Here is a 25,519-nt window from a genome sequence, read left to right on the forward strand (position 1 = left end):
AAGGATCTAATTGAAAAGAGGGAGGTTTTTCTGTTCTTACCATTATTCGCTTATAAATCAATTCTTTTGTCGGTGGTGGTCTTTTTCTATCCATAAATCTATCATTGACATGACCATAGAAAAAAGATGCATTGAATGGAATCAACGCACCTTTTAATCAAGCTCTTCGGAAAAAAATTATTTGACTTCCTGTTCCTTAACCTGTTCTTTCTTCTGTTTAATCCCTAAAATTCCGCCTACCACAACAATGCCAAGCAACACTGTCCAAAAGACAAGTGTCCACGGTGTAGAATGCGGGAAATCATGCGGCAAAATGCCTACATTTTCGTGAGATAATGTCATGACCAATAGTTTTACTCCGACCCATCCAACAATGACGAATGCTGCTGTTTCGAGCTGTGGATATTTCTCAAGCAACTGTACGAATTTATGTGCTGCAAATCGCATGATGATCACACCGATCAATCCACCTGCAAGCATGACCATAAACTGGCCTGAGTTAATCCCGCCAATATCATCCATTCCAAAGACATTCAAATGCGGCAATGTGACAGCCAAAGCAACTGCTGCAAGCATCGAATCGATAGCAAAAGCAATATCAGCCAACTCAACTTTCAAGACTGTCATCCAGAAACTTGAACCTTTTTTCTCCGGTTTTGCATCAACGCCTTCAAGAATTTCATCTGTCTCTCCTTTGCGCTGATCATATATGCTCTTTATTGAAATAAACAATAGATAAGCCGCCCCAAGTGCTTGAATCTGCCAAATGTTAACCAACAGCGTAATCATGAACAACGCTGCAAAACGGAAAACGAAAGCTCCTACCAAACCATAAAATAACGCTTTTTTCTGTTGCGCTTTCGGTAAATGCTTGACCATTACCGCCATTACCACTGCATTATCTGCAGCCAGTAGCCCTTCAAGTCCAACTAAAACCAACAGTACCCAGGCATACTCCAATAAAATTGCTTCCATTCCACTCTCTCCTCCTAATTTTAACCACAAAAAAGACCCTTGCCCAAATAAAGGCAAAGGTCTCGCTAAGCAAATTAATTTGCTATCACAACCGATGGCTACTAACCATGTCTTGACGACTGTGAAATAGGTTTCCCCATAGCTACTCCCCCTTGACTGAAAGTCAAAGTGTATTTTTTTGTAAAATTATTATAGCATCATTTTAATTCGAGTGGAAGTTTAAGTGATGGTGATTTGAAAACTTTTGTCTTTTTTATACAAATTGTAAAATCGCACCATGGCCGGCATGCTATCCAAAAAATCGGCACAGCGTATGCCGCTTCCTGCCAACAGCCTTTCAGCATTTTGAGTATCAAAATCAGCTGACCACGTCAGATAATCCAGGGTTTCTTTTTCCACACCCAAGCCCCTTCTTACCGGACCGATGGACAAGGAAAATTTGGCCAAGCTATGAGGCAGACGCCCTTTTGGATTCTTACCAGTCATTGATTGGACCATGCTGCGATAAACTTCTTCAACTGGGTGGGGATTCGGATCTGTCAGATGGACGGTTTGTCCAGTTGCCGCTTCCAATTTGCTGAGATAAATGGATGCCTCCAAAATATAATCAATCGGTACCACATTTATGTAGGATGTGGAACGCCCGACGAATGGAATGAATGGCAGGAACTTGACCCGGTCAATCAGATTCAGGAAAAAGTAAGGCCCGTCAAATTTGATTGTCTCCCCGGTAATCGAGTGGCCACGGACTATGCCGGGCCGGATGATTGTGGCCGATACCGATTTCTTTATTTCATCCACCAGCAGTTCCGCTTCAAACTTGGTTTCTTCATAGTAGTTTTTGAAGGCTTCCGGACGGCTCAATTGTCCCTCGTAAATGGTGCCTTCCCGATTGCCGGCTACATAAGCTGTGCTGAAGTATACATAACGCTCCAAATTGGGCAGCTCTTTGATAAAGGTGTTTACATTACGGGTGCCTTCCACATTGACTTTCCAAGCAAGATCCCTGGGAACTGCCAAATCATAAATGGCCGCAAGGTGCCAAAAGGTCACCCTCTGCGCTTTCAAATAGGCTGTGTCGGAATCGGTAAGCCCCAGACCAGCTTTCGTAATATCTCCTTCAATTAGTTTAATAGTGGGGCAATTGGTTTCCTTTTGGATGCGCTGAGCTTCCTTTTCTGCTTTTGACCGTTCAGACGAGAGGATAATGGCAGAAATTGACTCGTTTTGCTGCGCATGCTTTTGAATCAATTGACTGGCAATAAATCCCGGAAACCCTGTAAACACTACTTGATTCATAGCTTCAGCCCCCTTTTCTTCCATCATACTAAATTTCCCATTAATTTGCAGCATAAGAAAAAAGTAAACCCGAAGGCTTACTTTTTGTTCATTCTTCTCGTTTGCCGATCAAATAGGCTGTAGACAATCGGCACGACGTAAAGCGACAACAGAGTCGAACTGATCAGTCCGCCAATGACGGTAATTCCCATCGGCTGATTGATTTCAGTTCCTTCTCCGATTCCTATCGCCAAAGGCAATAATCCAAGAATGGTTGTTAATGCTGTCATCAAAATCGGGCGGCGGCGATCATGGACAGAGGTGATGATGGCATTATAGGAATCCATGCCCGCCTCTTTCCGTTGATTGATATAGTCAACCAGCACAATCCCGTTATTGACGACAATACCTACCAGAACCAGTAGACCGATAACGGCGGTGATACTGATTGGCGTCTGAGTGACGAACAGCGCAATCGCTACGCCAATCGCCATCAATGGCACGGTAAACATGATGACCAGTGGATACTTAAAGGATTCGAATTGTGCTGCCATGACAATATAGACGAGCACAACCGCCAGTAACACAGCCATCATCATATCGTTTATGGAGTTATCCAGAAGCTCACGGTCTCCGCCAAACGAAACCCGTGTATTTTCATCCAGATCCAGCTCCTCAATGGCCGCATCCACTTCAGCAGACATATCCCCTAATGTGATACTCGATTGGTGCTGGAGTGTAAAGGAGACACTGTCCGCCTGATCGACACGCTGGATGCTGACAGGGCCCTGTGCAACTTCAATATCAGCCAGCTCCTGAAGCTCCACAAATTCACCTGCAGGCGTCCGAAGCATCAAACTCCGAAGTTTCTCAAGGCTGTTTCTTTCCCCTTCTTCGTAAGCTACATAAACACTGAGAACTTCATCATTCTCTGTCAGTACCTGTGTAGCCAAAACCCCACGAGTGATGTTATTGACGGTCTGGGCTATCTGTACCGGAGGCAGGCCATACTCGGTGGCTGCTTCGCGGTTGATGGTCATTTGGATTTCATCAATGGTTTCCTGACGATCGTTCGTCAGCTCCGTCACTTCCGAAAGCTCCGTTAAGGCAGCCTCTACGTCAGCGACTGCATTGTCCAAACGGGCACGATCCGTATCCGTTAAAGTGAACGACAAGGTGTTTGGTGAAGAACCCGCTGCTGTCTGCAAGTTGAAGCTGACCCGTGCGCGTTCTCCAACAGTCTCCAGAATCCGTGGTTGCACATCATCAACGAATTCAAAAATCGAACGGTCCCGATCTGCCAGGTCCACCAATTTCACGTAAATTTCAGCAGTATTCGATGCAGAAGTACCCTGCGCCTGTCCTTGCTGCGTGGAACCAATAAGGCTGACATATACGTCGACTTCTTCTTCCAGTTTCAATTCATCTTCTATCAGATTGACTACTTCGTCCGTCGCAGTTCTGGAAGAACCATTTTCAAGTTCGACGGAAACACTGACAAAGCCTTCATCTGTAGCTGGAATAAATTCCGTACCAACCTGCATGACACCGAAAGCCCCGAACACCAATAATACCAATGCTGTAAGCAATACGATGATTCTGTGGCGCAATGCCCATACAACGGACCCTTCAAATGCTTTGACACTTCTGGTGCGGTCTTTTTTCACTTTCGGCTTTGTTCCGGGTTTGCCCAGCATTCGCGAGGCCATCATTGGAATAACAGTTAAAGCAACCGCCAAAGAAGCAAAGAGGCTGAACGAAATTGTTAAAGCGAATTCAAAGAATATTTCTCCGATCAATCCCGAGATGAAGATAACCGGAATGAAAACTGCTACGGTGGTCAAGGTGGAAGCGATGATTGCGCCTGAAACTTCCTTCGCCCCTTCTGAAGCCGCTTTTTTAGCATTCTTGCCCATTGCCAAATGGCGTTCAATATTCTCAATAACAACAATGGCGTTATCCACCAGCATCCCAATTCCTAGAGCCAGTGCACCTAAAGTTAAAATATTCAAAGCAAAATCGGCAAAAAACATCAGAACAAACGTGACAATGACCGAATACGGAATCGCCACACCGATGATGATTGGACTTCTAATGCCACGCAGGAAATAGAATAAGACCAGCATGGCAAAAATACCGCCTAGGATCAGTGTCTGTCCAATATTGCCGATGGCCAGTTTGACATAGTCCCCTTGGTCAAACAGGATATCTGCCTGGACTCCCTCGAAGCGCTCTTCGCTCAGTAGCTCGTCCAACCTTTCCTGGAAGGCATCTGAAACGTCCGCTGTATTTGCCTGCGATTCCTGGAGGGCAGACAATAGGACAGCCGGCTCTTCATTGGTTCTTGTTTCACTATTGCTTTCACGCTCACTTATATTGACTTCCGCCACATCACCGATTGTGACATTATCGCCTTCTATCGGATCAATGGTTAGGACCAGTCCACGGATTTCCTCCACATTGGTCAGCGTGCTGATGATCCGGGTCGTCAGGTTTCGGCCATCTTCGGTCTCAATCGGCTCTCCTGGCAGCGAAATATTGTTAGCCTGAAGAAGCTGTACGACGTCTGATTGCTGCAAGCCCCGCTCTTCCAGTTCGGCCTGGTTTAACTCAATTTGGATTTCCTCTATTAAAGAGCCTGAGATATTGACACTGGCTACGCCATCAGTTTGACGAAGTTCCGTTTCCAGCTCTTCCGCAACCACCCGCACATCAGCATCTGGATCACTTGAGCGCAATGACAACTGAAGAATCGGAAATTGAGCAGGATCAAACTTTAAAAAACGTGGATCATTTGAATCGTCAGGAATCGGCGTCTGATCGATTCGCTGGACGATATCTGATTGGACATCGTCTATATCTGTCGACCAATCAAATTCCAGCAGGATAAAATTTGAGCCTTCCTGGCTATTCGATTGAATCGATTGGATGCCTGGCAAGGTCGCCAGGTTCGCCTCTAAAGGCTTTGTCACTTTTTCACTTACTTCTGTCGGGCTGGCACCTGGATAATTGGTAACAACTACACCAATTGGCGGATTGAGTTCAGGGATTAAAGTAATAGGGATACGGGTAAATGATACCACTCCCAGAATAATGATCAAAAACATGATTACCAGTGTAAAGACTGGCCTTTTTATCGAAAAATCGCTTATTTTCATTTGTTCAACCCTCTCTCCTTGTTCTTCTATCATAAGAAATATCCCTTGCAACCGCAAACTTTATAGAGCGTGTTCACTTATCTGCCACTTTTTTGAAAAAAACAAAAAAACCTGCCAGCAGCAGGTTTTCATTTTTATAACAAACTGTATAATCGGATGCCTGGATTTTTATCCTGGAACCAGCGTGTCGCAAACTCGTTTTCGAATAAAAAGACGTAGTTGTCAAAACGGTCGCGTACAAGCATTGACCGGCCACTGGACATTGATTCTTTGACCTCTTCTTCGTTTTCAATCCAGCGTGCGATTTTGGAACCGACCGGCTCCATCCGCACATCCACATTGTATTCATTTTTCATCCGGTGTTCGAACACTTCAAATTGAAGCTGGCCGACTGCGCCAAGGATGACTTCTTCCAAATGAAGTGTTTTATAGTACTGGATTGCCCCCTCTTGTACAAGTTGAAGAATCCCTTTATGGAAGTGTTTTTGTTTCATGACGTTTTTAGCGGTTACTTTGACGAAAAGTTCCGGTGTAAACTGTGGCAGGCTTTCAAATTGAAACTTCTTGCCGCTCGTAATGGTGTCTCCGATTTGATAATTCCCTACATCGTGGAGGCCAATGATATCCCCCGCTACAGCTTCATTGACCATTTCACGGTCGTCTGCCAGAAATTGAGTGGTCTGTGTAAGCCTGAAGACTTTGCCCGTGCGCGTCAACGTCACGTTCATGCCGCGCTCAAACTTGCCGGAGACGATACGCACAAAAGCGATGCGGTCACGGTGAGCTGGATTCATATTGGCCTGAATTTTGAAAATAAAGCCGGAAAAAGGCATATCGATCGGATCAATTTTTTCGCCTTCCTGCGTGTCACGCGGCTGCGGTGACGGTGCAAATTGCAGGTAGGTTTCCAAAAACGTCTCGACGCCAAAGTTAGCCAAAGCACTGCCGAAGAATACCGGCGTCAATTCGCCTTTTTTCACGCGGTCAATTGAAAAGTCATTGCCTGCTTCATCCAGCAATTCAATATCATCCATTGCCTGTGTATAATAAGAAGTTTTTTTCATTTCATGGTCTTCAATCAATTTGCCCTTTTCGTCAAGCTCAAGAAAACGATCGCCTTCTGAACGGAACGGTTCGATGCGTTTATTGAAACGGTCATAAATGCCGAGGAATTCTTTGCCCATGCCGATTGGCCAGTTCATCGCGTAAGATTGAATGCCAAGAACTTCTTCCAGTTCTTCCATCAATTCCAGCGGTTCTTTGCCTTGGCGATCCATTTTGTTGATAAAGGTAAAGATTGGAATGCCACGCATTTTACAAACTTTGAACAGCTTAACGGTCTGTGCTTCAATCCCTTTGGCAACATCGATGATCATGACAGCACTGTCGACAGCCATCAAGGTCCGGTACGTGTCTTCACTGAAATCCTGGTGTCCAGGGGTGTCCAGAATATTGACACGGTGTCCGGCATAGTCGAATTGCATAACGGAAGAAGTTACAGAAATTCCCCGTTGCTTTTCGATTTCCATCCAGTCGGACGTAGCAAACTTGCCGCTTTTTTTGGCTTTCACAGTTCCTGCATCACGGATAGCTCCCCCGAATAACAGCAACTTTTCGGTTAAGGTCGTTTTCCCGGCATCCGGGTGGGAAATGATTGCGAAGGTTCTTCTATTTTGAATTTCATTCTTTAATTGGTCTGACATGTTTATACGCTCCTTTAATCTACTCTCTTCATATTAGAGAAGGAAACTGAAAAAAACAAGGGATTTTAACGCCTGCAGTAAAAAAGGAGCCTCCAGAGGCCCCTTTTTTACTGAAACTTTTTCAATGCTTCCTGTATCGCGATTTCTTTGTCGCTGTGCGGATACTTGGTACTCCCGATAATCTGGTAATCTTCGTGCCCTTTTCCAGCGAGTATGATGATGTCGCCCGCCTCTGCTTGTTGTACGGCATGCCTGACCGCTTCTTCCCGGTCGCCGATGCAGGAAAAATGGCTGTGGGTCATCCCAGTTTCAAGATCCCCTAAAATACTTTCATAACTCTCGTCGCGTGGATCATCTGTTGTCAGGACCACATAATCTGCAACCGACGCTTTTTCAGCCATGACGGGACGTTTTGTCTTATCGCGGTTGCCGCCTGTGCCCACCAGAAAAATGATGCGGTTCTTTTTAAAATCCTGTACGGCCTCAATCGCTTTTTCGATGGCATCAGGTGTATGCGCGTAATCTATAAAAACAGAAATTGGCGCAGCCAACTCAACTTTTTGCATCCGCCCTTCAACCGGAGCGATCACTGGCAGCACCTTCAGGATTTCATCCAGCATGTAGCCTTCCGCATATAAAGCAGCAATCGCCGCCAACGCGTTGGACACATTAAACTCCCCAAGCAGTTTCATCTTCACCGGAAATTGCCCTTCTTTGCAATCCAAGGTAAATGTTGTTCCTTCATGCGTCAATAGAATATCTTTTGCCTGGAATTGCGCATTGTTTTGGATCCCATACGTATAAACCGGATGTGGAGTCATTTTCGCCATTTCATTGGACCAGGGATCATCAGCATTTAAGATGGCCTGTTTTCGGTTGGCAAGATCCTGGCCAAGTTGTGAAAACAATAAGCTTTTGGCATGGCCATATTCTTCCATCGTCCCGTGGAAATCCAAGTGATCATGCGTCAGGTTGGTGAAAATGGCGGTATCGAACTCAACCCCGGCCAAGCGGCCCAAAATCAATCCATGCGACGAAACCTCCATGGTCATGTGGGAACAATCTTCATCACGTGCGCGCGCAATCATTTGTTGTGTCGTCAACGCATCGTTTGTCGTATTGGCTGATGGGTGCACTTGGCCATTCAAGTCAAAACCGATTGTTCCTGTCAAAGCCGATTTCTCGCCCAGCTCCATCAACAGCGAATGCACGATTCCAGCTACACTGGTTTTGCCATTGGTGCCTGTAACACCGATCATGTGCAGAAGTTTTGAAGGATAATCATAGAATTTTGCAGCCAATAATCCGAGCGTCCGCGAAGTACTTTCAACAATGACTACTGTCGCATTTTCTATCGTCAACGGCTTTTCTGCCACTATCACTGTAGCGCCCTGATCTGCTGCCTGCTGTGCAAAATTATGGCCATCCACTGTATAGCCCGCGATGCAAACAAAAATCGAATCCGCTTTAATGTCACGGGAATCTATTGTCAGATGCTTAATCGTTTCCGGTAATGCACCTTTAATCTGGTTGTATGGAATTGCCGTCAGTAAATCTTTGCTGTTCATGAAATTCCTCTCCTTACTCTTATGAAACCAAGGAAGACAACACATATGCATGAAGCAATGCTGCCGTCGCTTTTAATGAATCCGTATGTGTGCGCTCGTATGAATGGGAGGCTTCAATCCCAGGGCCGAATAATGCATGCTTGACATCATGTCCTGCGCTGATGGCAGCTGACGCGTCCGATCCATAATAGGGATAGATATCAACTTTGTAGTCAATGGCATGGTCTTGTGCCAGGGAAATCAAATGGCGGGTCAATCCGTAATGATAAGGGCCGCTTGAATCCTTCGCACAAATGGAAACCGTGTACTCGTCTGATTCCTGGCCGTCTCCGATGGCGCCCATGTCAACAGCAATGTATTCCTGTGTTTCCGGTGGGATGCTGGAGTTCCCGCCATAGCCGATTTCTTCGTTATTGGAAATGTAGAAATGGGTTGTATAGGGCAGCTCTTCTCCAGTTTCGCTGAAATGCTTCACCAATTGAAGCAATAAAGCGGTGCTCGCCTTGTCATCCAAATGGCGGGATTTGATATAGCCGGATTCGGTCGCTTCAAATCTCGGCTGGAACGACACGAAATCTCCCACTCCAATGCCCAAATTTTGCACTTGCTCTTTCGAAAAGGCTTTTTCGTCAAGGCGCACTTCCATACTATCAGCATTGCGTTCAGCCGTGCCCGCATCTTTGTAGACATGGACTGTCGTCTGGTGCAGCAGGATCGTTCCGGAGACGGTCGAGCCGTCCGCTTTATGTATGAGGCAATTCTCGCCTTCGATCGCATTGAATTTAAAGCCGCCAACCAACGACAGCTTTAAACGGCCGCTCGGTTTGATTTCTTTCACCATGGCGCCAAGTGTATCAACATGCGCTGTCAGCAGGCGATGTTGCTGCTTATTTTTCCCTTGGATTGTTGCGATTACTGCCCCTTTATGGGTTGTCTTGTACTCAACGTTCCATTGTGCCAGTAAAGTGCGGATTTTTGACATGACGTCCATGGTGTAGCCGGACGGACTTGGAATTCCCACTAATTCTTTTAATACATCAATCGTTTCGTTTTGATTCCACTGGTAAGTCATCTCTATCACTCCTCCGTCTTATTATCATATCAAAATCAAAGATGTTCGGACAGTCCTGTCTTATAGTATTATAGTATTAGTTGAGGTGATTTTCTTCAGCTGAGTTGCATGGACTCTCCATTTTCCCTAACGCAAGCTCTATTCTCTTCATGATTGAAGCCAGATGCAGAGGGAAATTTCTTTTGTTCAACTTATATATAAAATTAAAAACCATAAAATTCGAGGTGCCTAATGGAACGCAATGTGACCAACCGCAAAAGAAATCAATTATTCATCCATTTATACGGATTTGCAAGCATCCTGCATTTTTTGCTCAATCAATGGGTTGATTTAAATTCAGCAGTTATTTCCCCGCTATTCGGCATCGCTTCCTACCTGGTATTGCTGGTGTTATTTTCCAGCCAAATAACGGAACGTTTGCTTCAAGTCGTGATTCTTTTTACTATGAACCTGTATATCTTCATTTTAAATTTCGAATCCTTATCTTCTGTGACACTGGTATTTTTTGTCGTACCCATCATTGCTTCTGCCTTATATAACGACACAAAACCGATCATCCTGCTGGCCATTGTCACTTCTTTTGAAGCTTTGCTTCTATTAACTGTAGTTGACCGTTTTGCTGATAGGGCACCATTGCAATATAATCAATTATCGATCATCATCTTTTTTGTTACAGTGTTGGCGATCACCCTGCTTCACAGCATTTATTTCAGCCGGTATTGGAAGCAGTTAGAGATAAAAAACGCTTCCATGGAGAAAGCTCTGCTGTCAAAAGAAGGCTACCTGCAGCTGTTTTTTGAAACAGCCAAAGACGCCATAGCTGTGTTCGACTCGAATAATAAAATCATCGCCGTCAATCCGGCTTTCGAAGAACTTTATGGATGGACCGCTAAGGAATGCATCGGAAAAACACTGCCGCTTTATCCACAGGATATGAAAGAGGCAGCCGAGATGCGGACACGGGAAGTCCAGCAGGGAGAAAGCTATTCTCTCCTTGAAACCGTGGATGTCCGAAAAGATGGCAGCCGCTTTCATGCTCAGGTTACCTTGTCGCCTATATTCGATCAGTCCCAAAAAGTGATCGCCACTTCTATCATCTCGCGGGACATCAGCTATCAGAAAGAGTCGGAAAAACTGATTTTGCAATCAGAAAAACTAAAGCTTGCTGGAGAAATTGCCGCAGGTGTCGCACATGAAATCAGAAACCCCATGACCGTTATCTCCGGTTTCGTCCAAATGATGCATCACGACCCAAAGCATCATTTCCCAGAATATACGGCTTTAATCCAGTCTGAGATGGAGCGCATCAATTTAATCATCAGCGAATTTCTGGTCTTGGCCAAACCCCAGGCTGCTGCACTGAAAAAATTCAGTATACAGAATGCACTGGATGATATTCTGCTGCTGTTTGGTCCAGAGCTTAATATGCATGGCATTACGGTGAACAAAGACTGGCGTGAAGATTTTCAGGTGAACGGAGAAGAACATCACTTGAAACAAGTCTTCATCAATTTATTGAAGAATGCAATTGAATCAATGGATGAACCTGGAGAAATTCAGGTACTGCTGAGGGCCGAAAATGATTCCATGTTGTCGATCAGCTTCAATGATTCAGGAAACGGTATTTCTGAAGAAGACCTGAGTGAAGTTTTCGAACCTTTTTATACGACAAAAGCAACTGGAACAGGATTGGGTCTGCTTATTTCGCAAAAAATCATTCAGGAACATAAAGGTACTCTCAGCATATCGAGCACACTCGGCGTGGGAACAGCTGCCACCATTCTTTTGCCCGCAGAATAACCTTTTCTTCTGAGCAGAAGATTAAGGCATCATGAGAATATGATGAGAAATACATGAACCGGCTCTCATAGTCAATCGTCCCACTCGACCGACATGGTATCTCCACGGACTGCGTGGATTTGAATGGTTGCCTCTTGTTCGGTCTGATCGTTTACAATTTCCACCAGGTAGTAGCCACCATCTTCCGTCTGCACAAACTCTGCTTCCTGAACTTCTCCGTCCAACGTATTTTTGGCCACCCGAACCGCTTCATCACGCGTAATGATTCGAACTGGCTCCGGTTCTTCCACTTGCGGTTCCGCTTCAATCAGTTTCTGGCTGTTTTTTTCACTTCGCCAGTAGCTGCAGATATGATAAATGTAGAAAGTTGCGTTTCTTCCCGAACATTGACTTCATACTCATTGCGTTCTTCGTTATAGGAAACGCCGCCAATTTCCCATTCCGCCTGTTCTAATGCAATTTGCTCTGCCTGCTGTTGTGTGACTTCTTTAGCCGCTTCCGTTTTTTCAATCAACTCTATCGCTTCCACTTGCCCATTCTGCCGGTTGACGAGAGCCAGATAAAGTCCACCAGGCCGATGAAATTCCACTTCAAAAACATCGCCGGATTCAGTGATCTTCCTCCGTATAGACTGATCACCGTTTCATTAGCCTGTTCTGCCGCAATTTCCGGGGAAGGCCGCTGAAACAAAAGAAAAACCAATACTGCCACTCCCAATAAGATGCTGACCTAAATGCGCAGCAATACTGGCATGAAAAAAGCGACCCGCAGGCCGCTTATCTCATTACCGTTTTGATCCATTTCGCTTTATTTTTATAAGGCGGAAAGACCAGGTTTACGGATAATTTAGTTGATTTTTTCAAGATTGATTTAGCGTGCGTGAAGGTTTCAAAGCTGGCTTTGCCATGATAGGAATTGATTCCTGATGTGCCCACTCCACCAAACGGCAAGTAAGAGCTGGCCACATGCGAAACCGTGTCATTGATGCAGCCGCCGCCAAATGGCAATTGGTCCAGGAAGAACCGGATGGCGCGTTCGTTTTCCGAGAACAGGTAAGCCGATAACGGCTTCGGCAATTTACGGATTTGACGCAGCAATAACGGCAAATCCGTATAGCTGATGACCGGCAAAATCGGTCCAAAAATTTCATCTTCCATTGAAGGGCTGTCCCAAGTGATGTTATCCAAAATCACAGGTTCAATGTAGCGGTCATTCCGGTCAACTTTTCCTCCATATATAATGTGCTTGGACTCTTTTTGCACAATTTCTGCTAAGCGGTCAAAATGTTGATGATTGACGATGCGTCCGTAATCCGGGCTCCTTTGTGCATCTTTGCCGTAAAATTCCTGTATCGTTTTCGTCAGCTTTTCCAGGAATTCGTCTTTAATCGATTCGTGCACACAAATATAGTCAGGAGCGACACAAGTTTGGCCGGTGTTCATCAGTTTTCCCCAGGCAATCCGTTTCGCCGCCAAATCCAGATTTGCTGTTTGGTCAACAATTGCCGGACTTTTCCCGCCAAGTTCCAATGTGATAGGCGTCAAGCGCTCAGATGCCGCTTTCATGATGACTTTTCCGACATTGACGCTGCCTGTGAAGAAAATATAATCGAACGAAGCATGGATCAAAGCCGTGACTTCTTCACGCTCGCCCTCGACTACCCGAATATAATAGGAGGGGAATGCCTCTTCGATAATCGTGCGGATAACTTTTGCGACATTCGGGGTTGCTTCAGAAGGCTTGACTACTGCACAATTCCCTCCAATAATAGCACCGATAAGCGGCTCCATCACCAACTGGAATGGGTAGTTGAAAGGCCCGATAACCAATACAGAGCCATACGGTTCACGGATGACAAAGCTTTTAGATGGCTGAAGATGCATCGGTGTCTTTACTTGCTCAGGCTTCATCCAGTCTTCCAGATTTTTTGCCATGCTGCTGATGCTGTCGAGCACAAAACCGACTTCTGTTGCATAGGCTTCAAATTCACTTTTGCCCAGGTCTTTCTTTAAAGCATCGATCACTTCTGTTTTATGGGATTGAATCACACTTTTTAATCGGTATAATTGTTCAATCCTAAAAGCGGCTGGCTTCGTATCACCTGTATAAAAATAAGTGCGCTGTTCTTCTATCATGTGTTCTACATCGTTTGCTGTAAAATTCACTTTCCAACCTCCTCTGAGTTTCTATATTATACCAACTAAGATACTGGATTCAAAAAATGAACACTTATTCAGCCAATAAATAATCGATATATCGCTGGATGACCAGACCTTCTTCAAAATTGACCAAAAGAGTCGAATGATTGTTCATTTCCTCAAAAAGCGACGGGACATCTTCAAACTCGTTGATCAACTGGCGGTCTTCACTTTTCATCGATTCGTATAGATCCGACCAATTTTCCAGCGTCAAAACCCCTTGTTCGCCGTATACCTTAAACTGCAGCAATTCCTTTTGGCCGATGCCGCTGATGCCTGTCACTAGGAACGGAATCTTGTCGCGGGTGAGTCCATGGGCAATTACCCCAGTTTCGCACTTATCCGCCTGTTCCGGATAAGTGATGTGATGGGAAGTAAACGACAATTCACCGAAAAGTCGGCTCATCAATTGGAAGTAATGCGGAAATACTTCGCGAACAAAGCCGCCCTGGCTTCTTGAACCGATCCATGGATTCTGTTGCCACAATCTTGGCCAATCCGGGAAAAAGGTCTGAAGCTCAATCCTGACCACTTTTCCAATATGTCCGTTCTTGATGCGCTTGGCCATTTCGCGGACTGCCGGTTTATACATTAAGGGAAAATGCATAGCGGTCTGCACATGATTGCCTTCGATGGACTTCACCATAGTTTCGCCATCTTCCACATTATGTGCCAATGGTTTTTCGCACAGGATATTGATTCCGGCACTTGCCGCAAGTTCGGCGATTTCCGCATGAAAAGCGGGCGGCGTCGCTATGTAAACCCAATTGATATCCGAATACAGCACTTCCTCCACTGATTTTGCCATTGGAATTCCGTAAGCTTCGCTGATTTCTGTAAGGCGTTCTGACTGTTGGTCGTAGACTATTTTTATTTCCACATGGCTTTCCTGCTGAATTTGTTTAATGATCCGTTCCCCAACAATTCCTGCTCCAATGATGCCAATTGAAATCATAAAGAATCTCCCCCTTTTAAGCCTTTCCGGCTTTTTTTCACTGTTTGTTTATTAGTGTAACCTGTAAGGGGATAGAATAGTCAAACAATACCATTCCCATTCCGCGGAGGGAATAAGATGACTAAGCAACTAAATTTGGTTGGAACCTATTTTCTAGAGGAGAACCGGAAGTTGGGGTCAATAAAGAAAAGCTGGAAAGCTTTACGGAAGAATCCACCTTGTATTTTGATGAAGCTGCATAACAAACGGAGTCAGCCCTTAATTGCTGAAACTTGCCTACGCCTGTTGCTCAAACACATAAAACCGCCTTTTACAATTTCCAGGATTGAAAGAGGCGGTTTGTTATGAAAAATTTCAGGGATGCCGCTCCTGAACAAGCTTCACAAACCACTGACCGATTGCCAGGAAGCCCATTTATTCATATAATTAATGAAGAAACGAAAGTAGGGATCTTTATGAAACTGAAACTTATGTTATTGATATTATTCTTTCTTTCAGGCTGCGGTATGCTGGAATCGACTGACACGTCCGGTACGACCGATCACATTGACGTGGAAGTGACGCAGGTCATTGACGGCGATACCATTAAAATCATCTACGAAGGCGAAGAAGTGACCGTGCGATACCTATTGATGGACACGCCTGAAACCAATCACCCGCGCCTGGGCGAACAGCCTCTAGGCAAGGAAGCCACTGAAGCGAACAAACGGCTGATTGAATCGGGCGATGTGTCGATCGAGTTTGATGTCGGCGACCGCTTTGACGATTATGACCGGTTGCTGGCTTATATTTATGTCGATGGCGAAAGTGTCCAAGAACAGCTGCTGGAGTCGGGCCTTGCCAGAGTCGCCTATGTCTTCCCACCAAACACCCGCTACCTCGATGACTTTGAGCAAGCAGAACAAATTGCCAAAGACAATGAAGCAGGTATTTGGCAATACGAAAACTATTCAACTGACCGAGGCTTCAATTCGGACGTTTATGAACAAGAGACTTCCGGAAATGCCAGCTCTTCCACCGTAGAACAAACTAGCGGCGACTGTGACATCAAAGGCAACATTAACCGCAGCGGCAATAAAATCTACCACTTGCCAAGCAATTCTTCCTACGAACAAACTAATCCCGAAGAATGGTTCTGTTCGGAACAGGAAGCAAAAGATGCCGGCTTTAGAGGCGTTGGCCAATAGAACACGAGGTGTCGATAAAGCTATCTCAAGCTCGGCATCGCCGCGTGAAGACAAGCGAATGACTAAAAATCCAGACATTTTTTTCTTTCTTGATAACTATTGACTTTTTCCCAGGACAAGCTATACTTATATTTGTCCTGGAAATTGAGATTCCTTAGCTCAGCTGGGAGAGCGCTACCTTGACAGGGTAGAGGTCGCTGGTTCGAGCCCAGTAGGAATCATAAGTGTTAATGTGATAAAACCGCGTAGCCTTATTGGCTGCGCGGTTTTTTTGTGGCCTATGTTTTAGCAATCTGCGGACAGCCAGCTGGAAAAAACGGCGAACGCGACATTATATTAAAAACAATAATGTTATAATCAGCAAAATAATACCATAAAAATAGAATCCATCTTGAACACTTACCTTTTCTTCACCAAAGAAATACAAATTTAACTGCTTCATCCCATCATCCCTTTTTTAAATTTCTCCAATAAGTTACTCTCTGTTTTCAATCAACCATCTCAATCGAAACCACTTTATCCATCGGCACCCTATGCTTTTCATCTGACTTCTCATAGATCAACATACGGCTTCTTGCATCAATGCCTTCAATCGTTCCCCTGTGTTTATGAATTATCCCGTCCTCCCAGCTGTGGATAAGGACTTCGCATTGGCGTTTCAATGCAATGTCCATCTCCTCTTGGAGTAGCTGCAGGTCGAATTCATTCAGATCGGGTTTTGGCACCCGCTCGTCTTGCTCGTACCATTCCCGGATCATCTCAACGTGTTCCGGCAGCATTAAGGCTGTCCACTTGATCCTTCCGCGGTCTTTGATATCGCCTACGGTCTTTAAGTATTTATTGCGTTTCATTGGACCATCCCCTTATTCTTTATTGTGTCCGCCGATCAACTTGGTCCGTGCTATGGCGGTGCCTGCCCCTGTACCCGATATGCCTCGGTAGATTGCCGAATAGCCATACCGTTTCCGGATCGTGTCCATCGCTTCTCCCAGGCTTCTGTTTTCGAACTTCCTTTCATCAAAGAGGCTCAACTGCATCGACGATTCTTCTTCCAGATTGCTGATGGCCAGCGAAATCTGCCGAACCGGTTTGTGTTGAAAATGCTCCTGGAAAATCCCCAGGCAGACACGATAAATCTTCAGTGTGTCATTTGTCGCTTCATCAATGGATCGAGAGCGGGAAAATCCGCCACCGAAAGCCGTCTTGCTGTAGACGACACTCAAGTGGATGGTCCTCCCTGCACGACGGGCTTGTCGTGTCCGCATCGCAACATCTTCGCACATTTCCAAAATAATGGTCATGATGTCTTTTTCTTCTATGTAATCCCGATACAAAATCTGTCCTTTTCCGTAACTGATCTGCCCCTCGATCAAGGGTGATCCCATATCGGACAGGTCGATGCCATTGGCATGCTGGTGTAGCTGATTGCCTAAAATGCCAAATTGGTCTTCCAGCAGGGAGATGTCTGCGCAAGCTAAGTCGCCGACAGAATAGATGCCCATACTGTTCAAAGTCTTTTCTGTCCGGTATCCGATGCCCCACATTCTGCGGAGAGGTGTGACAGGCCATAACTTTGTCGGTACATCAGCGTAAGTCCAATTGGCAAACCCTGTTTCTTTCGCTTCCAGATCGAGAGCCAGCTTCGCCATCAGCATATTCGGCCCACCCCCTACTGATGAAGGCAGTTTAAAACAGTCCAGCAGCTCCTGCTGGATGCGGCGCATGGTGAATGCCGGCGGGCCCCATAGTTTTTCGGTACCTGTCAGCTCGATAAAACTTTCATCCACACTGTAAATATGGATTGATTCCTTCGGCACGTAGTTTCCCAACAACTCCGTAATCGCCATGGATTTTTGCAAATACAGCTTCATTTTCGGCTCTATCAGCAAAATGTCCTGATGGTCTGGAATTTCAAAAAGCCGCGTGCCGGTCTTCACGCCAAACCGTTCCTTCATCATCGGCGACGCAGCTAAAACCACACTTCCTTTTCGTTCCTGATTCCCGACAACCGCAAGACAGGTTTCCAGTGGATCCAAGCCCAGTTCAACTGCAGAAACGCTGGCGTAAAAGCCGCGCATATCGATGCAAAATATATAAGGTTCTGGCAATTTAAGAATTTCCATAATTACCACCCCTCCAATGGGAACGTTTGTTCTTATTCTATACTATGAATACCGTGACGGCAATCCTTTTGAGAAAATAAAAACGACCTGTCGTTCAGTGGCCTGAATTCGGACAGAGAGGGTTTTTCAAAGAGAATCTTTTTTAAAAGCATCAAATCAGAAAGGTTGTCCAAAAAGCATTAAAGAACTGCATATTCGTCAAATTTTCTAACAACTTTACATTTGGTGCCAGATATTATAAGATACACAAGTAAGAGATTTGACATCCATCGTTCTTATCAGATTTCAGAAATCAGTAGGAACTATTGGGTGCCAAACCCACTGCAAGCTTTAGGAACAAAGTTTGCTTTGAAAAAGTCATCACCTTCGGGTGGTGGCTTTTTTCGTTATTCCTAATAAAAGTGACAGAACAATAAAAACCGTCCGGGCATCAGCCCGGACGGTTTTAGATTTTATTAAGCTCCCACTGTTTTAGCAGGTTTTTTATCGCGTGCTATCCACTGGAATCCGAATAGAATGACAAACGAAATTGCACCGATTATATCAGACAACCCTTCTGGATAAATCAAAGCCAATCCAGTTGCGAAGGTAATGATGCGCTCGAACCAGTTCAGCTTCCGGTACCAATAACCGATCAGCCCTGCTCCGATGGCTATCATCCCTGTTAGAGCTGTAATCAATACCCAGATCAGCTCAGGCCAGGTTGTATCGATCATCAGGAGCGATGGAGACAAAACGAACATATAAGGAATGATGAACGCTGCTGCCGCCAATTTGGCTGCAGTGAAACCGGTGCGTATCGGTTCCCCGCCTGAGATACCTGATGCTGCAAAGGCTGCAAGCGCAACAGGTGGTGTAATATCTGCAATAATCCCAAAGTAGAAAACAAATAAGTGGGCAGATAAAGCGACCACTAGCGGTACCGCTGCTCCAACCGGCTCATCCAGCATCAACAGCGTGATAATGGCTGGTGCCGCTATCGTAGATGTGATGACGTAGTTGGCAGTTGTCGGAGAGCCCATACCCAGGACAATCGCTGCGAGCATTGTGAAGAACAAGGTTAACAGGACATTTCCTCCTGAAGCTGAAACCAGTCCATTTGCTAAACTCAAACCGAGTCCCGTCTTTACGACCACTCCGACAATAATACCAGCAGCCGCTGTTGCTGCTGCAACGGCCAAAGCCGTTCGTGCACCATCAACCAATGCCATAATCATGTCTTTGAAATTCAATCGTGTCTCTTTATTAAAGGCACTGACAAAAATCGTCAGCAGAATTCCGTAAAGTGCCGCCTGCATAGTCGGAACACCGATTAACAGGAAGAAGATGATTGCAACAATCGGCAATAGGAGATAAATCTTTTTCAATACTTCCTTGCGGTCCGGCATCTCTTCCGGAGACAGACCCTTCAGACCGATCCGTTTTGCTTCAAAATGGGTCATGATCCAAACACCTGTGAAATACAAAAGAGCCGGTATTGTGGCTGCTTTGGCAATTTCCCAATAGGTTACTCCCCCGATAAATTCCACCATTAGGAAAGCTGCGGCACCCATGATCGGTGGCATCAATTGTCCACCTGTCGAGGCCGCTGCCTCTACCCCACCGGCAAATTCTTTCTTATAACCCAGTTTTTTCATCATCGGAATCGTATAGGAACCCGATGTTACAACGTTGGCAACAGAACTCCCCGAAATGGTCCCTTGCAGGGCACTGGAGAAAATCGCCACTTTTGCCGGTCCACCTGTCAAATTCCCTGCCAGTGATACGGCCAAGTCATTGAAATATTGCCCGACTCCTGTTTTCACGAGGAACGAACCAAATAACAGGAAGGTAAAAATGAAGGTGGCCGATACGCCGATTGGAGTTCCCAATATCCCATCGGTAGTATAGAACATCAGCTGGACAAGTGCATCGAGATCTTGCCCTCTGTGGCGTAAAAATCCAGGGAAATAAGGCCCGAAAAAGGCATATGCCAAGAATAAACTAGCAATGACCGTAATCGGCATGCCGACTGCCCGACGTGTCGCTTCAAGCGTCAGCAGAATCGCTAAAACCCCGACGACCAAGTCCAATTCGGTAACCCGTCCGAGACGGAATACCAGGTCATCGTACATGATCGGCCAATAGGAAGCTACGCCAACTGATAGCAACGCCAGTATGTAATCGTACCAAGCAACTTTATGGCGGGCCCCTTTACGTTTTCTGGCAGGAAATAACAGGAAAATTAAAGAAAGGGCGAATCCTAAGTGAATCGACCGCTGAATATAGGCGGTATACTGTCCGAAAATCGCAGTATAGAGTTGGAATAAAGAAAATGCCAATAAACCGAAAAAGACCACATGCTTGATCATTCCACTTAAATCCCGCGTGTTGGATTCAGGATCATATTTCTGTAAAATTTCCTTTTGTTTTTCTTCTGAGATGTAAGATTCATCCTCTGGTGGAAGATGTTGCTGTTCGCGTTCTTCTGGAGGCAACTTATCGCTCATCAATTCTCACTCCTTCTCTTAGTTGAAATAGGGATAAGCGCTCTACACGAAAAGTATACGACTTACCTCTTTCAAGCGTTTTTTTCAAATCCATCTCGTGCCCTTTGGTGACAAAAGATAATCCCGCATCAACATCACCCACAAACAGCCGGAACTCCGGAATTTCCCTTGTCATATTCTTAATGAAGTATTTCCCGTCCTTTTCGACAAAGGTCTCTCCTTCTCCTGCATTTGAAGGCATGCCGATATTAAAATCTTCGTATTCAAGCTCTGTCATCATCAAAATATCATCATCGATTACTTTATAACTCTCGATAACTTCTGACAGGTGGATTGAATGCGTGTATCTTAGTTGAAAAAACGGACTTTCCACCGGCACATAAGCTGCTGTTTCTTCAGTCTCATTATCGATAAATACATAATATTTATGGAAAGGGAAGAATGTGATTAAGGAGCCGATTAAGCTGAGGGCAATCAATAATGGAAGAATTATTCGTATCCGGAGTATCCGCATAGTTTATTCTCCTTCATCTTTAAAAACAAATAACTGACGGCACAGCTTGCGCTTTACCGTCAGTTAATCGCTCATTCAATTAATTTACTTCGTCGAAATATTTCTGTGCTCCCGGGTGGATATCGATCCCGATTCCGTCAAGAGCTGTTTCAGATTTGATAAAATCAGCTTTTGCATGCTGGATTTGATCTGTATTTTCATAGATCGCTTTCGTGATGTCATAGACAAGGTCTTCTGAAAGATCGTTCTGAACCACCAGCATAGCCAAAACAGAGACAGTCGGAACTTCCTCAGTCAACCCGTAGATGCCGGAAGGTACAACGTCATTCGCATAATATGGATATTTTTCAATCAGTTCGTCTGCCTTGTCCTGTTCTACAGGTACAATGACAACGTCTGAAGTAGCTCCAAGGCTTTCAACTGCGCCCGTTGGAGTTCCTGCAGTAATGAATGCCGCATCAACTTGACCTGACTGTAAGCTTTCCTGAGACTCACCAAAGTCAAGGTTCTGAGCATCAATATCTTCCATTGTCATGCCATGGATTTCCAATAACTGTTCAGCGTTAATATAAGTCCCAGATCCAGGAGCGCCAACAGAGATGCTTTTTCCTGCCAAGTCATCAAATGAAGCAATTCCTGAATTTGCAGTAGTAACCAATTGAATCGTTTCCGGATAAAGTGCACCGATGGCCGAAACCGTATCAATCACTTCGCCTTCGAACATGTTTGATCCTTCAGCAGCATAGAATGCTGTATCCGTCTGGACAAATGCGATTTGCGCCGCTCCATCAGCAAGTGCCGTCATGTTCGCAGCAGAAGCCTGTGAAACTTCGGCAGTCGTGTCCAAGCCTGTTTCATTTTCGACGATTGTCGCCATTGCGCCGCCAAGTGGATAATAAGTTCCTGTCGTGCCGCCCGTCAAGATGCTAAGGAATTCAGGATCCGCTGCCCCGCCGCCTTCGCCTTCCGGTTCTGTAGCTGCGTCATCTCCGCAACCTGCCAAAAATACAGATCCTGCAAGAGTTACTGCAGCAAATAAACCAAATTTCTTTTTCAACATAAAGTGACCTCCCTTTTCTAAAATAGTTTTCTATGTTTCAATTTTATAATACCATGGCTTTCTTACTAGTTTCAATGAAATTTTAGAAATACAACCGCTTACAGCGGGAACATTTAGAAAACTCTTATGTTTCAGCGCCTTCTACATGCGTTTCAGGAGTTGTATCTTCTGGAGCCAAATCTTCGAAGGTTCTGCCCTGCTCTTCCAGGTCACGGGTTCGATGGGCGATCCGTGCTGACGCACACGCAGCCACACTTGCTACCAAATCGTCCAGGAAAGTATGAACCTGGCCACCATATTTCGTATCGAGCTTGTGGATAATTCCCGTTTTGTTTTTGTCCAGATGTCCGAATGTCGTTACGGCAATACTGCCATAAGTCAATACTGCGCCCAGGCCAATCATTTCATCGACGCCAAAGAGTCCTTCATCCGAACCGACTATCTGTTGAAGTGGGCGTGACAGTTTTCCCTGTTCTGCCAGTTCATCCAATTCAATCCCTACCAGCAAGGCATGCTGCATTTCACGTTTACGCAATACACTTTCAACTGATTCCATACAATGCTCAATTTTAAGGCCTTCATTAAAAGGCAGTTGCATATCCAAAACTATTTTGGCTATGTCTACGTTCGTAACTCCCCGTCGCTCCAATGCTTCATGTGTTGCTTTTGTCACGTCGTCTGAGTGAACCCTGAACCTTCTGCCATCCATGTCCAAAACCCCTTTCGCCTTAGTTAGTTGGTGTTCTTTCCCATTATACCTTGGACATTCAATATGGTACAATTTTCTTACAGAACCCTAAAGGAGGCATAACAATGACGACTGGAAAGGTAGAAGATTTATCCATCTACAGCAAGGAACTCCAAGAAGACATGCAATTGCTCGTCTATCTTCCTTCCAATTTCTCACCTTTATATAAATACACGCTGGTCATCGCTTCTGACGGCAAAGATTATTTTCAGTTAGGGCGGATTCCACGCGTTGTAGACGAATTATTGGGAAATCAGGAAATCGAAAACATCATCGTTGTCGGCGTACCCTATAAGAGTGTCGCAGATCGAAATAAAAAATATGAACCTACCGGTGAACAGCACGGCGCCTATCTGCGTTTCCTCGCGCATGAACTGGTGCCATTCCTCGACGAAAAATACCCGACCTATCAGGTAGGCATGGGACGTGCGTTAATCGGCGATTCACTGGCGGCGACCGTATCTTTGATGGCTGCTTTAAAATACCCGAATATTTTTGGCCGCGTCATTCTTCAATCTCCAAAGGTCGGGGAAGAAATGCTGACAGCAGTGGAAGCATTTAGTTCGGCCAATTCCTTTACGGTTTACCATGTTATCGGAAAAGAGGAAACCGCTGTCAAACTGGGCAATGGCAAAACCGCGGATTTCATCGAACCAAATCGAAAATTAAATAATTTAATGAAAAATAAAGGGTTTTCGATCTTTTATGAAGAATTTGAAGGAGACCATACTTGGAAGCATTGGCAGCCTGATTTAAGGCGTGCACTTATTCAGAACTTCGGCATGTAGAGCTTGCGGTATTCCAAGACAAAGTCGGCACCATCGACATGAATGGTTATCACAGACAAGGAGGTTGTTAGGATGAAATATGGAGTTGCAGCTTTTCCTTCAAAAAAATTGCAGGATCTTGCTAATTCGTATCGAAAACGTTATGATCCGCATTATGAGCAGATTACCCCTCACATGACGTTAAAAGGGCCATTTGTGGCGGATGCATCAACGATTAAAGACATCGCAGCAGAAATGCTGAACATCGCAAAGCGACAAAAACCGTTTAAATTACACGCTACGCGTGTCAGCACATTTTCACCGGTTACCAATACCTTATATTTTAAGGTAGAGCAGAATGCTGAAATTGCGGCGCTACACGAAGATCTGCATTCTGATTTCTTCGGAGGCATGCCAAAGCATTCTTTCATGCCTCATATCACAATTGGACAAGAATTATCCGATACAGAACATGCCGATGTCTATGCTCAATTGAAGATGGCCGGCATCGACCACGAAGAAGTTATTGACCGCATTCACCTCCTCTATCAATTGGATGATGGTTCATGGACGGTATACGAGACATTCCGATTAACTGGAGATGATCAATAAATGCTGAAAGTAAAAATAGCTCAAAACCAACTGGAAAAAGAACAGGCTTTTGATATCCGCAGAAAAGTTTTCGTGGAGGAACAGCACGTTCCGCTTCACATTGAAATGGATGAATACGATGACAGTGCAATTCATTTTGTCGGTTACCAGCTTGAACAGCCCATTGCTGCAGGACGCATCCGGGAAGTGGAAACGGGCCTCGGCAAAGTTGAACGGGTCTGTGTGCTTTCCGAGTACCGCGGACAACAGATCGGCGTTTTGATAATGAACGAGTTAGAAGAGTATGCGCGGACAAACGGCCTTTTCAGGCTCAAGTTGAATGCCCAGACCCATGCTCTCGCTTTTTATGAAAAACTCGGCTATGATATCACATCCGATGAATTCTTAGATGCCGGCATTCCCCACAAGTCGATGGAAAAAGTTGTTACCTGATACTTTAAAGGGCAAAAAAAAAAGCAGATCGGCCGAGTTACCGGCCGATCTGCTTTTTGTATTTCCTATAGAATGTGGAATCCGCTGTCTACATGGATGGTCTCCCCTGTAATTCCGCGTGACATATCGCTGAATAGGAAAGCAGCAGTATCGCCCACTTCTTCAGGTGTCGTATTGCGGCGCAACGGTGCTTTTTCTTCGATTTCACGGAGGATTGAATTAAAGTCACTGACGCCTTTTGAAGACAGCGTGCGAATCGGACCCGAAGAAATCGCGTTGACGCGAATGCCATGTCTTCCAAGGTCCGCAGCCAGATAACGAACAGACATTTCGAGAGAGGCTTTCGCAACACCCATCACATTATAATTTGGCATGACGCGTTCGCCGCCAATATAAGTCAATGCCACAATGCTTCCGCCTTCAGCCATTAATGGCTTGGCGTTTTTCGCGATGCTCGTCAATGAATAGGCACTGATATTGTGCGCCAATAGGAATCCATCTCTTGATGTATCCGAAAAATTGCCCGACAATTCCTCGCCTTTTGCAAACGCGATGCAATGTGCCAATCCGTGGATGGTTCCCACCTGCTCTTTAATGGCAGTGAAACATTGGGCTACGGCTTCGTCGTTTGTTACATCACATGGCAGGATTAGTTCATGATTGCCGTCGAGCGTTGCCACCAAATCACGGACCGATTTTTCAAAGCGTTCTCCTGCATACGTGAAAATCAGATTTGCTCCCGATTGGTCCAAAGAACGTGCGATTCCCCAAGCAATGCTCCGCTTGTTGGCTACTCCCATAATGACAAAAGTCTTTCCTTTTAATGATATTGACATGTCCATTCCTCCTGCGTCTGTTATTATTACCTGGTACTAATAAT

22 protein-coding genes and 1 tRNA gene are annotated in these 25,519 nt (G+C 45.2%); 6 read left to right on the forward strand and 17 right to left on the reverse strand.

The window, feature by feature from the left end:
* Positions 1-177: 177 nt before the first annotated feature.
* The 6 genes from J7I83_RS07120 to J7I83_RS07145 all read right to left on the reverse strand — a co-directional run bounded on the left by J7I83_RS07120 (position 178) and on the right by J7I83_RS07145 (position 9,754).
* Positions 178-975, reverse strand: a complete 798-nt coding sequence (locus J7I83_RS07120; RefSeq protein ID WP_215099993.1) for a TerC family protein — start codon at positions 973-975, stop codon at positions 178-180.
* A gap of 219 nt (positions 976-1,194) precedes the next feature.
* On the reverse strand, positions 1,195-2,274 hold the full coding sequence (locus tag J7I83_RS07125) for an SDR family oxidoreductase (RefSeq protein ID WP_215099994.1): 1,080 nt from the start codon (positions 2,272-2,274) through the stop codon (positions 1,195-1,197).
* A 77-nt stretch (positions 2,275-2,351) separates the two neighbouring features.
* Complete coding sequence (locus J7I83_RS07130; RefSeq protein ID WP_215100119.1) at positions 2,352-5,411, reverse strand: efflux RND transporter permease subunit; 3,060 nt, start codon at positions 5,409-5,411, stop codon at positions 2,352-2,354.
* 134 nt (positions 5,412-5,545) lie between these two features.
* Positions 5,546-7,114 (reverse strand): peptide chain release factor 3, encoded by a 1,569-nt coding sequence (locus tag J7I83_RS07135; protein WP_215099995.1) that lies wholly within the window; start codon positions 7,112-7,114, stop codon positions 5,546-5,548.
* 107 nt (positions 7,115-7,221) lie between these two features.
* Positions 7,222-8,682 (reverse strand): UDP-N-acetylmuramoyl-L-alanyl-D-glutamate--2,6-diaminopimelate ligase, encoded by a 1,461-nt coding sequence (locus J7I83_RS07140; RefSeq protein WP_215099996.1) that lies wholly within the window; start codon positions 8,680-8,682, stop codon positions 7,222-7,224.
* Positions 8,683-8,701: 19 nt separating this feature from the next.
* Complete coding sequence (locus tag J7I83_RS07145; RefSeq protein WP_215099997.1) at positions 8,702-9,754, reverse strand: M42 family metallopeptidase; 1,053 nt, start codon at positions 9,752-9,754, stop codon at positions 8,702-8,704.
* Positions 9,755-9,985: 231 nt separating this feature from the next.
* Here J7I83_RS07145 and J7I83_RS07150 point away from each other — a divergent pair, with 231 nt between their 5' ends.
* Complete coding sequence (locus tag J7I83_RS07150) at positions 9,986-11,554, forward strand: ATP-binding protein (RefSeq protein ID WP_215099998.1); 1,569 nt, start codon at positions 9,986-9,988, stop codon at positions 11,552-11,554.
* A 71-nt stretch (positions 11,555-11,625) separates the two neighbouring features.
* Here the strand turns inward: J7I83_RS07150 and J7I83_RS07155 are convergent, their stop codons facing one another.
* From J7I83_RS07155 to J7I83_RS07170, 4 genes are all read right to left on the reverse strand, one after another.
* Positions 11,626-11,844 (reverse strand): PepSY domain-containing protein, encoded by a 219-nt coding sequence (locus tag J7I83_RS07155; RefSeq protein WP_215099999.1) that lies wholly within the window; start codon positions 11,842-11,844, stop codon positions 11,626-11,628.
* Between the two features lie 17 nt (positions 11,845-11,861).
* The gene (locus tag J7I83_RS07160; protein WP_215100000.1) at positions 11,862-12,143 is read right to left on the reverse strand and encodes a hypothetical protein; all 282 of its coding nucleotides are present in this window, start codon (positions 12,141-12,143) and stop codon (positions 11,862-11,864) included.
* A gap of 187 nt (positions 12,144-12,330) precedes the next feature.
* Positions 12,331-13,719: an aldehyde dehydrogenase gene (locus tag J7I83_RS07165; RefSeq protein WP_215100001.1), complete on the reverse strand. Its 1,389-nt coding sequence runs from the start codon at positions 13,717-13,719 to the stop codon at positions 12,331-12,333.
* Between the two features lie 64 nt (positions 13,720-13,783).
* Positions 13,784-14,707, reverse strand: a complete 924-nt coding sequence (locus tag J7I83_RS07170) for a Gfo/Idh/MocA family protein (RefSeq protein ID WP_215100002.1) — start codon at positions 14,705-14,707, stop codon at positions 13,784-13,786.
* Positions 14,708-15,051: 344 nt separating this feature from the next.
* Here J7I83_RS07170 and J7I83_RS07175 point away from each other — a divergent pair, with 344 nt between their 5' ends.
* Together J7I83_RS07175 and J7I83_RS07180 are read left to right on the forward strand one after the other, a co-directional pair.
* Positions 15,052-15,894, forward strand: a complete 843-nt coding sequence (locus J7I83_RS07175) for a thermonuclease family protein (protein ID WP_251047498.1) — start codon at positions 15,052-15,054, stop codon at positions 15,892-15,894.
* A gap of 148 nt (positions 15,895-16,042) precedes the next feature.
* Positions 16,043-16,115, forward strand: a tRNA-Val gene (locus J7I83_RS07180).
* A gap of 267 nt (positions 16,116-16,382) precedes the next feature.
* On the opposite strand, the gene J7I83_RS07185 is transcribed toward J7I83_RS07180, so the two are convergent.
* From J7I83_RS07185 to J7I83_RS07210, 6 genes are all read right to left on the reverse strand, one after another.
* Positions 16,383-16,745, reverse strand: coding sequence for a YolD-like family protein (locus J7I83_RS07185; RefSeq protein ID WP_215100003.1), 363 nt, complete (start codon positions 16,743-16,745; stop codon positions 16,383-16,385).
* Between the two features lie 12 nt (positions 16,746-16,757).
* Positions 16,758-18,017 carry a Y-family DNA polymerase gene (locus J7I83_RS07190; RefSeq protein WP_215100004.1) on the reverse strand — a complete coding sequence of 420 codons (1,260 nt, stop codon included), beginning with the start codon at positions 18,015-18,017 and terminating at the stop codon, positions 16,758-16,760.
* A 455-nt stretch (positions 18,018-18,472) separates the two neighbouring features.
* Positions 18,473-20,506: a TRAP transporter permease gene (locus J7I83_RS07195; protein ID WP_215100005.1), complete on the reverse strand. Its 2,034-nt coding sequence runs from the start codon at positions 20,504-20,506 to the stop codon at positions 18,473-18,475.
* Positions 20,496-21,020, reverse strand: a complete 525-nt coding sequence (locus J7I83_RS07200) for a DUF1850 domain-containing protein (RefSeq protein WP_215100006.1) — start codon at positions 21,018-21,020, stop codon at positions 20,496-20,498. Before J7I83_RS07200 ends, J7I83_RS07195 begins: the two co-directional genes overlap by 11 nt.
* 79 nt (positions 21,021-21,099) lie before the next feature.
* On the reverse strand, positions 21,100-22,080 hold the full coding sequence (locus J7I83_RS07205) for a TAXI family TRAP transporter solute-binding subunit (protein ID WP_215100007.1): 981 nt from the start codon (positions 22,078-22,080) through the stop codon (positions 21,100-21,102).
* Between the two features lie 124 nt (positions 22,081-22,204).
* Positions 22,205-22,789, reverse strand: coding sequence for a phosphatidylglycerophosphatase A family protein (locus J7I83_RS07210; protein ID WP_215100008.1), 585 nt, complete (start codon positions 22,787-22,789; stop codon positions 22,205-22,207).
* A gap of 104 nt (positions 22,790-22,893) precedes the next feature.
* Here J7I83_RS07210 and J7I83_RS07215 point away from each other — a divergent pair, with 104 nt between their 5' ends.
* From J7I83_RS07215 to J7I83_RS07225, 3 genes are all read left to right on the forward strand, one after another.
* The gene (locus tag J7I83_RS07215) at positions 22,894-23,616 is read left to right on the forward strand and encodes an alpha/beta hydrolase (protein WP_215100009.1); all 723 of its coding nucleotides are present in this window, start codon (positions 22,894-22,896) and stop codon (positions 23,614-23,616) included.
* Positions 23,617-23,688: 72 nt separating this feature from the next.
* Positions 23,689-24,207 (forward strand): YjcG family protein, encoded by a 519-nt coding sequence (locus J7I83_RS07220; RefSeq protein ID WP_215100010.1) that lies wholly within the window; start codon positions 23,689-23,691, stop codon positions 24,205-24,207.
* A complete protein-coding gene (locus tag J7I83_RS07225; RefSeq protein ID WP_215100011.1) occupies positions 24,208-24,639 on the forward strand; it encodes a GNAT family N-acetyltransferase in 432 nt (143 codons plus the stop codon).
* Between the two features lie 65 nt (positions 24,640-24,704).
* On the opposite strand, the gene fabI is transcribed toward J7I83_RS07225, so the two are convergent.
* A complete protein-coding gene (gene fabI, locus J7I83_RS07230; protein ID WP_215100012.1) occupies positions 24,705-25,475 on the reverse strand; it encodes an enoyl-ACP reductase FabI in 771 nt (256 codons plus the stop codon).
* Positions 25,476-25,519 lie beyond the last annotated feature (44 nt).

Source organism: Planococcus sp. ISL-110 (assembly GCF_018613575.1).
GTDB lineage: Bacteria > Bacillota > Bacilli > Bacillales_A > Planococcaceae > Planococcus.